General features: G+C 33.6%; 14 protein-coding genes and 1 other RNA gene. 10 read left to right on the top strand and 5 right to left on the bottom strand.

The features are described 5' to 3' along the window. The first annotated feature begins 78 nt into the window (after positions 1-78). The 4 genes from ACZ5EP_RS04130 to ACZ5EP_RS04115 are packed head-to-tail and all read left to right on the top strand — an operon-like array spanning position 79 to position 5496. On the top strand, positions 79-981 hold the full coding sequence (locus ACZ5EP_RS04130) for a cytochrome-c peroxidase (protein ID WP_464509569.1): 903 nt from the start codon (positions 79-81) through the stop codon (positions 979-981). After that, positions 978-3011 (top strand): EAL domain-containing protein, encoded by a 2034-nt coding sequence (locus ACZ5EP_RS04125; RefSeq protein ID WP_464509567.1) that lies wholly within the window; start codon positions 978-980, stop codon positions 3009-3011. The genes ACZ5EP_RS04130 and ACZ5EP_RS04125 overlap by 4 nt, the downstream gene beginning before the upstream one ends. Before the next feature lie 5 nt (positions 3012-3016). Continuing rightward, positions 3017-4732 carry an asparagine synthase (glutamine-hydrolyzing) gene (asnB, locus tag ACZ5EP_RS04120; protein WP_464509566.1) on the top strand — a complete coding sequence of 572 codons (1716 nt, stop codon included), beginning with the start codon at positions 3017-3019 and terminating at the stop codon, positions 4730-4732. Then, entirely contained in the window at positions 4729-5496 is a 768-nt protein-coding gene (locus tag ACZ5EP_RS04115) for a magnesium transporter CorA family protein (RefSeq protein ID WP_127679908.1), read from the top strand. The genes asnB and ACZ5EP_RS04115 overlap by 4 nt, the downstream gene beginning before the upstream one ends. A gap of 8 nt (positions 5497-5504) precedes the next feature. Here ACZ5EP_RS04115 and ACZ5EP_RS04110 read toward each other — a convergent pair whose 3' ends face one another. The 5 genes from ACZ5EP_RS04110 to trpA all read right to left on the bottom strand — a co-directional run bounded on the left by ACZ5EP_RS04110 (position 5505) and on the right by trpA (position 8868). Then, complete coding sequence (locus ACZ5EP_RS04110; protein WP_464509565.1) at positions 5505-6263, bottom strand: SDR family NAD(P)-dependent oxidoreductase; 759 nt, start codon at positions 6261-6263, stop codon at positions 5505-5507. After that, entirely contained in the window at positions 6263-6721 is a 459-nt protein-coding gene (locus tag ACZ5EP_RS04105; protein WP_127679911.1) for a hypothetical protein, read from the bottom strand. Before ACZ5EP_RS04105 ends, ACZ5EP_RS04110 begins: the two co-directional genes overlap by 1 nt. A gap of 94 nt (positions 6722-6815) precedes the next feature. Further along, positions 6816-7193, bottom strand: a transfer-messenger RNA (tmRNA) gene (gene ssrA, locus ACZ5EP_RS04100). Between the two features lie 115 nt (positions 7194-7308). Further along, positions 7309-7998, bottom strand: coding sequence for a phosphatase PAP2 family protein (locus ACZ5EP_RS04095; RefSeq protein WP_464509564.1), 690 nt, complete (start codon positions 7996-7998; stop codon positions 7309-7311). A gap of 147 nt (positions 7999-8145) precedes the next feature. After that, positions 8146-8868: a tryptophan synthase subunit alpha gene (trpA, locus tag ACZ5EP_RS04090; RefSeq protein WP_464509563.1), complete on the bottom strand. Its 723-nt coding sequence runs from the start codon at positions 8866-8868 to the stop codon at positions 8146-8148. 50 nt (positions 8869-8918) lie between these two features. On the opposite strand from trpA, the gene panB reads away from it, so the two are divergent. The 6 genes from panB (at position 8919) to dnaK (ending at position 14962) form a co-directional block, all read left to right on the top strand. Then, positions 8919-9695, top strand: a complete 777-nt coding sequence (gene panB, locus ACZ5EP_RS04085; protein ID WP_464509562.1) for a 3-methyl-2-oxobutanoate hydroxymethyltransferase — start codon at positions 8919-8921, stop codon at positions 9693-9695. Beyond that, a complete protein-coding gene (gene ruvB, locus ACZ5EP_RS04080) occupies positions 9695-10687 on the top strand; it encodes a Holliday junction branch migration DNA helicase RuvB (protein ID WP_464509561.1) in 993 nt (330 codons plus the stop codon). The genes panB and ruvB overlap by 1 nt, the downstream gene beginning before the upstream one ends. A 10-nt stretch (positions 10688-10697) precedes the next feature. Next, positions 10698-11696 carry an AI-2E family transporter gene (locus ACZ5EP_RS04075; RefSeq protein WP_464509559.1) on the top strand — a complete coding sequence of 333 codons (999 nt, stop codon included), beginning with the start codon at positions 10698-10700 and terminating at the stop codon, positions 11694-11696. A 102-nt stretch (positions 11697-11798) separates the two neighbouring features. After that, the gene (locus tag ACZ5EP_RS04070; RefSeq protein WP_464509558.1) at positions 11799-12542 is read left to right on the top strand and encodes a hypothetical protein; all 744 of its coding nucleotides are present in this window, start codon (positions 11799-11801) and stop codon (positions 12540-12542) included. Continuing rightward, on the top strand, positions 12543-13067 hold the full coding sequence (locus tag ACZ5EP_RS04065) for a nucleotide exchange factor GrpE (RefSeq protein ID WP_464509556.1): 525 nt from the start codon (positions 12543-12545) through the stop codon (positions 13065-13067). It begins immediately after the preceding gene. 17 nt (positions 13068-13084) lie between these two features. After that, positions 13085-14962 (top strand): molecular chaperone DnaK, encoded by a 1878-nt coding sequence (gene dnaK / locus ACZ5EP_RS04060; RefSeq protein ID WP_464509555.1) that lies wholly within the window; start codon positions 13085-13087, stop codon positions 14960-14962. Positions 14963-14993 lie beyond the last annotated feature (31 nt).

The following is a 14993-nucleotide window of genomic DNA, read 5'->3' as shown; positions in this document are numbered from 1 at the left end:
CTTTTGGGTTAATTTTTTTTTATTGATGTACGGTTTAGCAAATACAGTTGTTATAATATCAAAAAAATAAGGTAATTTATGAAAAAAATCGGTTTATTGATGGTTTTTGTTTTTTTATTTTCATATGATATTAAACCGGTGCATAAAGTTCCTTTTAATAAAGCTAAAGCGGCACTTGGCAAAAAGCTTTTTTTTGACAAAAGACTTTCAAAGCATAAAGACGTCAGCTGTAATTCATGCCATAACGTGCAGAGTTACGGTATGGATAATATGAAAAATTCCATAGGTACAGGGGGAGTGAAAGACACTCCAATGAATACGCCTACAGTTTATAATGCTGTATTTAATGCCGCGTTTTTTTGGAACGGCAGGGCCGGAACATTGGAACAGCAGGCTATTGACGCGTTTGAAGATAAAAAAGAACACGACATGACGTTAAAAGAAATTGTTAATGTTGTAAATAAAGACAAATGTTATGTAAAAGAATTCAAAAGACTTTATAACAGAGCGCCGAATATAAATGATATCGCTAATGCTATTGCAGAATACGAAAAATCTTTAGTTACCCTAAATTGCAGATTTGACCAGTATTTAAAGGGTAATAAAAAAGCTGTGAACAAAAAAGAAAAACACGGCTATGAACTTTTTAAAAGATACGGATGTATAACGTGCCATAACGGTGTTAATGTAGGAGGAAACTCTTTTCAGAAAATAGGTATTTTTATGCAGTATCTTAAAATACCCAGAGGATTGGACAGATATTATGTAACCGGTTTCGAAGGTGATAAATATGTTTATAAGGTTCCGAGTCTTAGGAATGTGGAAAAAACATATCCTTATTTTCATGACGGAAGCGTAAAGACTCTGAAAGAAGCAATTAAACTAATGGGAAAACTGAATTTGGGGATTAATATTCCAGATAAAGATGTTGAAGATATTGAATCGTTTTTGAAAACGTTGACGGGGGAGATTGGGAAATGAAAAAAGCTGTTATTATAAAGCTTAATTTTATATTTTTGGTGGCGGTTTTTATCGTCGGGTTTATATATTATTTTCACAGGGTGTCGGAAGATTATTTTATGAAAAGCAATAATATACTGTATAAACTCAACTCTTTAAAAAGAAATGAATATAAGCTTAATTATGAAATACTTTATTTAAATTTTTATCTTTATAAAAGCACCGACGGTTTGATACAGACTATAAAATATCAAAAACAGCTGATTAGAAATCTTGAAAAAGACACTTTTTTCAAAAAATATTATGATAGAAGTTATAAAGATCTGCTGCAGTATAAAAAAGATTTTAAGAAAAAAGAAATCATGGTGTTTGAGTATTTGAGATATGCACTGCCTATAAACAACTCTATACTCTTTTTGGCAAATTCACTTCCGAATGTTTACGTAAATAAACACCATACAAAACATCTGTTTTTAGAACTTGTATCAAAAATAATGCTTTTACAAAGAAGCAACGACATTACATATTTTGAAAATCTGAATATAGAAAAATATAAAAAACTGCTTGTTCAAAACAATCCGTATAACGAAGCGTTTATTAACAATCTTTATATATTAAAAAAATATTATCCTAAAAAAAACGAATATCTGAAAAAACTGCTACACTCTAATACGCTGGAAACTATTGAAAAAATGCTGAATGAATATCTTGAAGACACTAATAAAAACGTGTTTTATTTTCAAAATATTTTAATTTTGATAGTAATAATAATTTCAATTCTGTTTTTTGCAATACTAGTACTGGTATACAGACTTGAAAAAAACCTTATGAAAATAACTTTTCTAGCAGAGAACGATCAGCTTACAGGTTTAAAAAACCGGATTAAATATGAAAAAGAGATTGATTCTAAAAAGAATCCTTCTTTGATCTTATTTGATATTGACAAATTCAAAAACATTAACGATTATTTCGGTAGTGAAATAGGTGATGAAATTTTGAAATCTTTTGCGGACGAGCTTAGAAAATTTGCAAAAATAGTGCATTATGACCTGGAAATATACAGATTCGGAGGGGACGAGTTCGGTCTTGTTGCACAGAACATAGAACCGGAAGATGCTAAAATTCTGGCCAATGAATTTATTAAACAGATTGAATCAAAAGTGCTTTTAAAAAGCGAAGAAATAGATATCAGTGTAGATGTAAGCGCGGGGATATCCAATTCTACGCCTTATTTGGAAAATTCTGATATTGCGTTAAAAGAGGCCAAGCATGATTTAAAAGGAAAAATTGCTTTTTTTAAAGATGAATATAACAAACAGATTGAAGATAACTTAAAAAAGGCAAACGAAATCAAACAGGCTTTGTTAAAAGACGGTATTGTTCCGTATCTTCAGGGTATATTTGATAGAAATAAGAACATTTATAAATACGAAGTGTTATGCAGAATAAAAGTCGGAAACGAAATAAAAAGTATTTTTCCTTATCTGGATATTGTAAAAGAAAATAAGATGTATCATAAAGTTACTTTAAAAATTCTTGAAAAATCTTTGGAATATCTTAAAAAATATAATTTAAACCTGAGTATCAATCTTTCACTGGAAGATATTCTGGATAATGATATTAAGAATTTCATTTTTGAAAATTTCACTTCGGAAGATATCGCCAGAAGAGTTACGTTTGAGATACTTGAAAGCGAAATCGGCTCTTACGAGCAGATTGACCAGTTTATTAAACTTTTAAAAGAAAAAGGTGTGTCTTTTGCTATAGACGATTTCGGAAGCGGGTATTCCAATTTTGAAAGAGTTGTGAGATTAAATGTCGATTATATTAAAATTGACGGAAGCATTATAAAAAATATAGATAACGACAGAGTTTCTTTGAGCGTTTTAAAAACAATTGTGAATTTTGCAAAAGACAATAACCTTAAAACAGTAGCAGAATTTATTCACAATGAAAAGGTGTTTGAAATAGCAAGAGAAAACGGAGTGGAATATTTCCAAGGATTTTATCTGCAGGAGCCTAAACCAATTGAAGAGATTTTAAAGGTGTAATAAAATTGTGTGCGATATTCGGTATAACAGAAAGTTTAGATAACGGTAATATAAATAAAGCTTTAAACATAATGCTTCACAGAGGCGGCGATTTTCAGAATATAAAAAAAACTTCCAATGCGGTTTTCGGATTTAACAGGCTGGCCATAGAAAATATAGATACAAATATACAGCCTCTTGTTTTAGGTGAAAAAATGTTTGTATTTAACGGGGAAATATATAACTATAAAAATCTTATTAAAGATTACAATTTAAAAGCACAGACAGAAATCGAAGTTATTGCGTCTTTATGGAATAAGTTCGGAGTGGAGTTTGTAAAAAAACTCGACGGTATGTTTGCTATTGCAATATACGACAAAAAACTTTATCTTTTTAGAGACGAGTTCGGTAAAAAACCTCTTTATTTTACAAAAAACGGTATTTTTGCAAGTGAAATTAAAGCGATATTGCCTTTTTTTGCAAAAAAGCTGAATTTACAGGCTCTTAGTGAATATCTGGCATATAATTCTTCACTGGCTCCAAACACCATATATGAAGGTATATATAAGCTGCCGGCAGGCTGCTATTTTGACGGAGAAATAAAAAGATGGCACGACTTTCAAAGAAGTGAAAAATATAAAGTTAAAAGTGAAAAGTGTAATAAAGAAAATGTTTGTGATGAGGTTGAGAGGCTGTTAACGAAAAGTATTGAAAAAAGACTGATGGGCGAAGTGGAAATAGGGTCTCTTCTAAGCGGTGGGGTTGACAGCAGTCTGATTGCCGCGATAATGTCAAAACAAAGAAAAATAAAGACATTCAGTATCGGTTACGACGGGTACGAAAACTACGATGAAAGAAGATATGCGAAATTAACAGCCGAACATATCGGAAGCGAACATTATGAGGTGAATTATACAAAACAGAACTTTTTTGACGAATTTGAAAACGTGCTTTTTTCCATGGACGAACCTATAGCCGACAGCAGTTTTTTCCCTGCTAATTTTTTAGCTAAACATATTCCTTTAAAAGTAGTATTAAGCGGAGAGGGGAGCGATGAACTGTTTTTGGGATACAGAAGATATAATGAATATCTGGGTTTTTTCGATGCATATCTTCCGAATAAAAAATGGCTTAAAAAATATCTTGAAAGACATCCGGAAGATATCAAAGAATGGGAAATATTCAGGAGGTTTTTTGCCGATGAGGTTGTTTTCAGAGGGATTAACGAAACTTTTTATCAAAGACAGATAAACAGAGTTTTGAAAAAAAATGCGTATGAAGTTGATTATAAAAGATTTGTAAAGGGATGGGGGAGTTTTGATTTTACTTATTTCGATTTGAAAGTATGGATAGGCGAAGTGCTTTTAATGAAACTTGATAAAATGTTTATGGCTAATACAATTGAAGCAAGAAGTCCTTTTTTAGACAAAAATCTGGTAAACTTCGTTTTTTCTCTGCCGGAAAATATCAGAGGCAAAAATAAATGGATTGTTAAAGAAATAGCAAAAAAACATGTTCCTATAGAAATTGTAAACAGAAGGAAAAAAGGTTTTGCTTTTCCTTTTTTAGAATGGCTCAAAGAAGAAAACGAATTAAGAGTCATTATTGACGTAAACAGACAAACTAAAATTTTTAATGAGGAATATCTTAAAGAAATAATAAAAACAGGTCACAAAAGATACAAACAGCATCTTTGGACGCTGTATCTTTTCAGCCGTTTTGTAAAAAAGGAATTTTTATGAAATTTAAAATAAACAAGTATTTAATAGATGATATTGAAAACAAAGACCATCCGAGCGATTTTGAAGTAGTGAGCGATTATTCCATACTAATATTAAGACTGCCTTTTATAGATAAAGAAGCTGTTGAAGTGGTTTCATATGCGTTTTTGATAAAAGACGGCAAGGTTTATAAATACGACAGAAAAACTAAAGAATTTGAAATGCTTGGTACATTCAGCGATCTTTATGATTATCTCGATACGAGAATAGATAAAATTTTGGCTAAAATCAGTAAACTGCATATAGCTATTGCAAAAATGGAAGACGAACTTTATGAAAATGATATGCCTGTTGATTTTTCAAATAACTGGCTTAAATTTAAAAAAGAGCTTGTATTGATAGAAAGGCTTATGGGGCATTCATTAATAGCGTTTGAGAGATTTATAAAATATTACAAAAACAGTATTGACGAACTTGCATTTAAAGATTTAGCCGAGCATATCGACAGGGCTTTCAGGTTTTCGAAAAATGCAATTGAAAAACTGGATTATTTATATGAGTTTTTTAAAGCAAAGCAGGATGAAAAGATGAATAATATAATGTTTATTTTGACTATTCTTTCGGCCATATTCCTACCTCTGACATTGATAACTGGATTTTTCGGGATGAATACGGGAGGGCTTCCTTTTACCCAGGATCCGAGCGGGACGCTTAAAGCCATAGGTATTTCCCTTCTTTTTGAAGTGCCTTTTGTGTTTTTTATATGGAAAATGATGAAAAGTTAAAGGGAAATTTAAGATTCCCTGTACAACATATACGGATTTCTCTGATTTGTAGGCATTATGTCGATATATTGAATGTTTACGTGAGGCGGAGTATTTAATGCACATATTATTGTATTTGCAATATCCTCAGCGCTTAAAGGCGTAAATCCTTCATAAACTTTTTTTGCCTTTTTCTTGTCACCTTTAAATCTTACGTTTGAAAATTCAGTTTCAACCGCTCCGGGTGCAATGTTTGTGACTTTTATATTTGTTCCGTATGCATCAATATTCATACTGTCATTCAGAGAATGTAGTGCCGCTTTTGTAGCGCAGTATACATTACCGCCTGGGTATGCAGTTTTACCCGCGACGGAGCCTAAATTTACTATATGCCCTTCATTTCTTTCTTTCATGTGTCTGAATATCGGTTTTGTTACGTAAAGGACTCCTTTGATGTTTGTGTCAATCATCGTGTCCCAGTCTTCAAGATTTCCTTCATCGATTGGTTCAAGCCCCAAAGCCAGCCCGGCGTTGTTAATAAGAATATCTATGTGCGTTATTTGTAATATTTTTTCGATTGTATTTGTTACGGATTCTTTATCCCTCACGTCAAAAGCAAATGTAAGAGTCTGTACTTCAAGGGTGTTTTTTAGTTCATTGAGTTTTTTTTCATCTCTTCCGGTTAAAATCAGATTTACACCCATGTCGTTTAACGCTTTTGCCGTTGCTTTGCCTATTCCTGAGGTGGCTCCCGTAATTAACGCAATTTTGCCTTCTATGAAATTCATTACCATTCCTTTATATTTTTATTAGGTATTATTTGTACGTAAAAAGAAAACGGTTTGTTTTCTTTTGCTTTTTTTTCTTCTGATGTGGTCATATATGTCTGATAGTATATCCAACCGGTTAAAGTTTTGTTTTTTTCATATATTCCGTAATCACTGCCTGTCCATAAAAATGTAGAAAAATTTTTATTTAATACTTTTCCTGTAACTTTTGCTTTACACAGATATCTTCCGCTTTTATAATCCCAAATCACAATATTTTCCGGATCAATTTTCAATGGTGAAATATCTTTGTTTTTGATGTCCTGATTCAATATGTCTTGATTTAAAATTTCTTCTGCCAATGTAATTGCGTCTTTGTCATCACAAATCACTCCTGGTTTTTTAGAAGAATTAAAGTTTAAATTACAGCCGCTTAATAAGAATGCAATAATTAAAAATCCCCCGATTTTCTTTTTCATCCATTTCTCCTTTTTTAAAAAATTATAACAAATAAGTAAATAAAAAATAGAAAGAAATTGCTTATATTTATAGTGTCTGACACTATTATTTGAATGGTGGAGATGTGGGGAATCGAACCCCAGTCCAGAAGTAGAGTACCCTAAGCGTCTACACGCTTAGTCCGTTGATTATACTGCAACTCCAGGCTCAGCGGACAAAGCCTTGACGGAGTTGAGGGGTGTTATTGTTTCGGATGTTCTCCCACACCCGAAGGAGAACTTCCTATCCGCACTTTACTCTCTCTCCAAGGCGGCGGAAGGCCTTAGTGGAGAGAGGCGCCCGAAACTACTTAATTAAGCAGCAGCTCTAGCTACTGCTGGGCTGTAATTTGTATTATTTGCTGCGTTTATTTTTTTTGGGCCGTTTTAGCGCTTACCCAGGCGCGCGTGCAGCTTAGGGCTTTCTACCCCTGTCGAAATCCATGTCATCCCCGGGAGATTCTCATTAAGAACCACCCGCGAATGACTGTTGTAATAATATCAAATTTTCCTTAAAAAATCAAGATTTGTTTAAGAAAACTTTAAGATATTAATATTGTATTATTTTACTAATCTTTATTGACAAATTCCGGCGTTTTATAAAATTTATGGACTATTTTGGCAATAATTAAAATTAAAAGCCAGGCAAACTCCATTGTTAAAATAGTATGGCTTAAAAAATGATCTCCGATTAACATTTTGTACAGTCCCATTGCCCATCCTACACTTAATCCCAGTATTAGTGCTAAAAATTTGTTTCTTCTGTTTTCAAATAAAAAAAAGAGGCTAAGCAGTGCAAAGCCGCCACTTGCATGGCCTGCCGGCCAGCATTTGATTTTAGGTTTATGAAAATTTTTGGGATAGTGTTGCCATACATATGTTTTTGGATATACTCCACCGTATTCTATTCTATTTTTAGGGCACGGCATATTAGTTTCTTTTTTTAAAAAGGCGATAAACACAGGAACTGCAATAGCAGATAAAATCACAATCAAAATGCCTTTTTTATAAGGTTTGAATTTTGGAATGAACAGTGCGATTAAAAATCCGATAGCAACAAGTATTAATAATTTTTTTATGCCGTCGTAAAAAATAAACTTCCAAGGCTGTGCATCTCTGTTTAAAATCCATGAATGTGTATGAAAATTATAAAATATATTTTGGATTTTTTCATCTACATTTGTAAATGCAAAAAACAGTATAGTAATGATAATAATAATTACCGTAATCAAAATCTGTTTATTAATATCTGGTTTCACCGTAACACTTTCTTTTAAAGTATTAAAAATCTATTAAATATATTTTTTTTTGGAAAATATTTATTATTTAATAAAAACTAAGCAGAATTTTGCCAGATGTTTATTAATTTTTAATTAAAATAAAGGAATAATAAAAAGAGTAGAAGATTAAATATTGATTTCTTCTTTGATGGTCTTTGCTATTGAAGATATTTTTTTTATTTTTTCGGAATTGCTGATATCTTCAAGCAGAACTTTTACAAATGCGCTTCCGACAATAACTCCGTCAACGCCTTGAGATTTTTCTCGTGCAGTTTTTTCGTTTACACCGAAGCCGATATATAACGGTGTGTCTGTAATTTCTTTTATAGTTTTTATGATTTCGCTCAAATCTTCCTGTTTTTCCGCACCGGTTATACCGGCATAGGCTACCATATATATAAATTCTTTAGGGTTTTTTAAAATTTGTTTAATTCTTTCTTTGCTGTCTGTCGGGGCGACGAATGAGATTAAAGGGAATTTGTCTTCGTAAATTACTGCTTCTTCATAGGGTAAATCAGGAATTATAAAACCTTTAACTCCGTATTCTTCTGCTTTTTGAGTCATAAAGTCATAGCCTTTGTGATAGAAGTTGTTAAAGTATCCCATCCAGTAGGTGTCAAGGTTTTTTGCTATTTGTTCACTTACATAGAAGGTGTCTTGAATTTTGTAACCCTTTTCAAGAGCTCTTTTGTTTACTTCTTGAATAATAGGGCCGTCTGCAACGGGGTCAGAAAAAGGAAGTCCAAGTTCGATTCCGTCAACACCGTTTTCTTTTAATGAATAAATCAGATCGACGGTAAAATTTTTATCGGGATAGCCGGTTGTTATATATGCAATTAATTTTTTCATGCCAAACCTTTGGTATAATTAAGTTTATGAAATTATAGCAAAGGAAGCGAATGAAAAATACGCTAAACAAGCTTTATAAAAAAGAAAAACTTACAATGATTACGGCATATGATGCGTTATTTGCGAAAATTTTTGATGATATTGCTGATATTATTTTGGTAGGCGACAGTTTAAATATGAGCTTTTTAGGAGAAAGCGATACTTTAAATGCTACTGTAGATCAGATGATATACCATACCCGTGCCGTATGTAACGGAGCAAAAAAAGCGTATATCGTATGTGATATGCCGTTTGGAAGTTATATAACACCTCAAAAAGCTCTTGAAAACGCCGTAAGAATTTACAAAGAGACAAAAGCCGATGCCGTAAAGCTTGAAGGCGGTGCAGAAAAAGCCGAGCATGTTAAGCTTTTAACTGACAACGCAATTGCGGTAGTGGGGCATATCGGGCTTATGCCGCAGTTTAGCCGAAGCGAAGGCGGATATATTGTAAAAGGAAAAGATGAAGATTCAAGAAAAAAACTCCTTGAAGATGCCAAAGCTATAGAAGAAGCCGGGGCGGTAATGCTGGTAATAGAAGGCGTAAAAGAAGACGTGGCGCGTGAGATTACCGAAAGCGTGAAAATACCTACTATAGGAATAGGTGCAGGAAGATATACAACCGGGCAGGTGCTGGTATGGAGTGATATGCTTGGATTTTTTGAAGACTTTAAACCGAAATTCGTACGTCGCTATTTAAACGGTGCGGAGCTTGTAAGAAATGCCGTAAAAAAATACGTAGATGATGTAAACAACGGAAGATTCCCAGGCGAAGAGGAAATATATTAATGAGAATTGTTGAAGTAGAAAAGGTCAGTTTCGACGAGGCTTATGAGAAATCTTTAAGGCCTCAGAATCTTGAAGAATATATCGGTCAGGAGCAGATTAAAAAAAATCTTAAGGTTTTTATAGAAGCTGCAAAAAAACGAGGCGATTCTTTGGATCATATTCTGTTTTTCGGACCTCCGGGACTAGGTAAAACAACATTGGCAAACATAATAGCAAATGAAATGGGAAGCTCTCTTAAAACAATTTCGGCTCCTATGCTTGAAAAGTCCGGCGATTTGGCTGCGATTCTAACGAACCTAGAAGACGGGGATATTTTATTTATTGACGAAATACACAGATTAAAAGCGGCAATCGAAGAGGTGCTTTATTCCGCGATGGAAGATTTTAGGTTGGATATCGTAATCGGAAGCGGTCCTGCAGCCCAGACTATTAAACTCGATGTTGCGAAATTTACCCTTATAGGTGCGACAACTAGAGCGGGTATGCTTTCTAATCCTCTTCGTGACAGGTTCGGAATGAGTTTCAGACTGAATTTTTACAATCATGAAGAACTGGCTGAAATTATACGGCTTGCAAGTCATAAATTAGATAAAGATATCGTACCCGATGCGGCTATCGAAATAGCAAAACGCTCAAGAGGGACCCCTAGAATTGCCCTAAGACTGCTTAAAAGGGTAAGGGATTTTTCTGAAATAAAAGATGAAAAAACAATTACGCATAATACAACCAAATACGCTCTTGATGAACTGGGAATCAACGAACACGGTTTTGACGAACTTGATATTAAGTTTTTAACACTTCTTGCCGATGCGAAAAAACCTTTGGGACTTTCGACAATCGCGGCGGCATTAAGCGAAGACGAGGGAACTATTGAAGAGGTTATAGAACCGTTTTTGCTTGCAAACGGGTTTATAGAAAAAACACCCAAAGGCAGGATAGCTACAAGAAAAGCATATGAAATATTAAGATTTCCTCCGGGGAGTCTTTTTTAAGGAAAAAATAATGAAATTTTTAACATTTCTGACTATAGTTGTAGGATATTTTGTATATCTTACATACAAGCCGTATCTTTTAGATATCGCTATAGCTTCATTGATGGCGATTGCTTTTGGTAAAGTGAGCGTTTTAATAAACAGCCGTATTAACAATAAATATATTTCTTCAAGCATAGTTACATTAATATTTGCAGTTCTGATTTTCGGTCCGATATTATATTTTGTTGTAACTGCAGGGAAATTTATATCACATATTAATATTGAAGACGTAAAAAACATAATATTGAAAGCTCAGGATTTATTGAAATATTTTCCTGATTTTATTGCAAACAGGGTTCATGAATATATTAATCCTGACAATATTGCTCAAATATACAATACTATAGCGCCTATAGTGGGAACATTGACTGCAAAAAGCGCAGTGTTTATTAAAGACGCTTTTTTAATTGTAATTTTTTTCTTTTTTGCCACTTTATATGGAAAAGAGATTATGAATTTTTTTAAAAAAATAATCCCGCTTGAAGAAAATCAGCTGGAAAAACTATTTTTTGGTACCAGCGAAGTTATGAGTGTTGTTTTTTATTCTACCGTTTTTACTGCTATTTTAGAAGGGATATTATTTGGGATAATAGCTAAATTTTACGGGTTTAATTTCTTTTTCTTTACAATAATGTATGCATTTTCATCATTAATTCCCGTTATAGGGGGAGTTATTATGTGGGGACCGGTAAGTTTATATTTATATTCCGTAGGTAATACCACAGGAGCTATAGTGGTTGCATTATATTCAATTGTAGTTATTTCTATAGTAGCTGATACTTTTGTAAAACCGATGATTATAGAGTTTGTGAAAAAAACATTTGAAGCTGATACGGAGCTTAATTCACTTCTGATATTCTTCTCAATTGTAGCGGGACTTTCATCTTTTGGACTTTGGGGTATTATTATAGGACCTGCGGTAACAGCCATGTTTATCTCGATATTACGCTTTTATGAAAAGATTTAGTCATATACGCTCAAGTTTTTTAAAAAAAACAATTAAAAAACTTGACATTTTATTTTTAATGTTGTATAATCTCACTGTCAAAAAACAAAAAAGAGTGCCAAAATGAACGAAAAAGTTGAGTTAGTTTTAAATCAGTTAATACAGGTTTACTTAAATAAAAGTGAGCCTCTTAGCTCAACTAAATTAAAAGAAATAGCGAATTTGCCTTTTTCGGCTTCGAGTATTAGAAGTTATCTGAAAAAACTCGAAGAAAACGAACTGGTAAGAAAAGAGCATTTTTCGAGCGGTTCGTATCCGAGTGTTAAGGCAATGAAAACATTTTGGCGTAAAAATTTAAAAGATCGTACAATTGACACCAGTGATCTTGAGAATGTCTCTGAAGAATTAGATATATACGTTATGATTGAGATGTTTGAAAACCAGTTGCTTGTTGACGTATACAATCTTAATAATAAATTTATAATTTTAGAATTTGAAAAAGATGAGGTTGTATTTAAATTTGACAATAATTTATATACTTTTTTTCAGTCTGTAAAAGGTATGCTTTTAGATGAACTTAAAAAATATCTTTTACATTTAGGACTGGAAAAAGAATATAAAAAATTAAAAAGCCTTTACAAATATCAGTCTTTTAATAAACAGTTTATATATAAACAAAATATTGATTCCAGTATATTTGAAGGTTATAAATTCGACCTGTTTCCTAAAGGGATAAGTTTTATTAATGAATACCTTGTATTCAGAACTATTCAAAATGAACATAAACAGTATAAACATATACTGTTAATAGGAAATATTTATACGGATTTTTTCGAAGTAACCAAACCCGTGAAAGGAGGGGAATAAATGAGCAAAAAAAAGCACCATGATAAACATCATGAAAAACATGAAGAAAAAGAGATTCAGGTTGATGTAGAAGCTCTGCAAAAACAAAATGAAGAGCTTCAGGCAAAGCTTGACGAAGCTTTAAGGGCTTACGCTAAATGCGAAAATGATAAAAAGCTTCTTCAAAAAGAAGCAGACAGTGCAATAGAATATGCATATGAAAAATTTGCAAAAGATCTGTTGCCGGTGGTTGATTCACTTGAACTTGCGATTGCGCATTCTGGTGATATAGAAGATAAAGCAGAAGCTTTTGACAAGCTTCTTGAAGGTGTGGAACTTACACTGAAAAAGCTGCTTGATACGTTTAAAAACCACGGTATAGAGCCGGTTGAACATGATGAATTTAACCCGGAAATTCATCAGGCGATTCAACAGGTTCAAAGCGACGAACATGAAGACGGTCAGATAGTGGATATCTATCAAAAAGGATATACTCTAAAAGGCAGAGTTATAAGACCGTCAATGGTAACAATAAATAAAAAATAAACTTTAAGGAGGAAATAATGGGAAAAGTAATAGGAATTGACTTAGGTACAACAAACTCAGCAATGGCATACTATGATGGTAAAGATGCGAGAATCATTGCTAATAAAGAAGGTAGAAACACTACTCCATCAGTTGTGGCGTTCACTGACAAAGGTGAAATTTTAGTAGGTGAACCTGCAAAAAGACAGGCGATTACAAACCCTGAAAGAACAATCTATTCTGTAAAAAGAATTATGGGTATGATGTGCAACGAGCCTAAAGCTCAGGAAGCTAAAAAACACGTACAGTATAAAATCGTTGACAAAAACGGAGCATGTGCAGTAGAAGTGGACGGAAAAGTATACACTCCGCAGGAAATCAGTGCAAAAATCTTAATGAAACTTAAAAAAGACGCTGAAGAGTTCTTTGGTGAAGAAGTAACTGAAGCGGTAATTACAGTACCTGCATATTTCAACGACAGCCAAAGAAAAGCGACTCAGGAAGCCGGTAAAATTGCAGGACTTAATGTACTAAGAATTATCAACGAACCGACAGCGGCGGCGCTTGCATACGGACTTGATAAAAAAGGTGAAGAAAAAATCCTAGTATACGACCTTGGTGGTGGTACATTCGACGTAACTGTGCTTGAAATCGGTGACGGTACATTCCAGGTACTTTCAACTGACGGTAACGCATTCCTTGGTGGGGACGACTTTGACAACAGAATCGTTGACTGGTTAATCAGTGAATTTAAAGCTGAAACAGGAATCGATTTAAGCCAGGATAAAATGGCGCTTCAAAGATTAAAAGACGCAGCAGAGCAGGCTAAAAAAGAATTATCAACAAAAGAAGAGACTGAAATTAACCTGCCGTTCATTACAGCTGACGCAAGCGGACCAAAACACCTTGTTAAAAAATTAACAAGAGCAAAATTTGAAGCAATGATTGACGATTTATTACAAGAAACATTAAAACATATTGATACTGCATTAAACGATGCGGGATTAAGCAAAGACGAAATAGATGAAATCGTAATGGTTGGTGGTTCAACAAGAATCCCTAAAGTACAAGAGCTTGTAAGCAATTACTTTAACGGTAAAAAACTAAATAAATCAGTTAACCCTGACGAAGTTGTAGCACTTGGTGCGGCAATTCAGGCTGGTGTATTGAAAGGTGACGTTAAAGATGTATTATTACTTGACGTAACACCGCTTAGCCTTGGTATTGAAACACTCGGTGGGGTTATGACTAAAATTATTGAAAAAGGTACAACTATACCTGTTAAGAAATCACAGGTGTTCAGTACTGCTGAAGACAACCAGACAGCGGTTACAATTCACGTATTACAAGGTGAAGCGGAACTTGCAAAAGACAATAAATCACTTGGACAGTTCAACCTTGAAGGAATTCCGCCGGCACCAAGAGGAGTACCTCAAATCGAAGTTACATTCGACATCGACGCAAACGGTGTACTTAATGTAAGTGCTAAAGATAAAACAAGCGGTAAAGAGCAAAAAATTACAATTACAGGAAGCTCAACTCTAAGCGAAGAAGAAATCGAAAGAATGGTTAGAGAAGCTGAAGAAGCTAACAGAAAAGAAAAAGCTAGAATCGAAGCTATTAAAGCAAGAAACGAGCTTGACGCTGTAGCATATCAGGCTGAGAAATTTATTAACGACAATAAAGATAAATTAGGCGACGTAAGTGCACTTGAAGCTAAAATCAAAGAAGCTAAAGAGCTTATTGAGCAGCAAAGTGAAGATAAAGCTAAAATTGACAGCCTTAAAAATGAAATTACAGCTGAAATGCAAAAAGTTGCACAAAATATGCAACAAAATGCTGGTGCTCAGCAAAACACCCAAAACGATCAAAATAAAGGCGGTGACGACGACGTTATCGATGCTGAAGTGGAATAATCCACTTCTTCTTTTTTATTTTATTTAACTA

It is taken from the genome of Nautilia abyssi, assembly GCF_055388085.1.
Note: the sequence above shows the minus strand (reverse complement) of the source record. Positions and strands in the feature narration are given on the sequence as shown.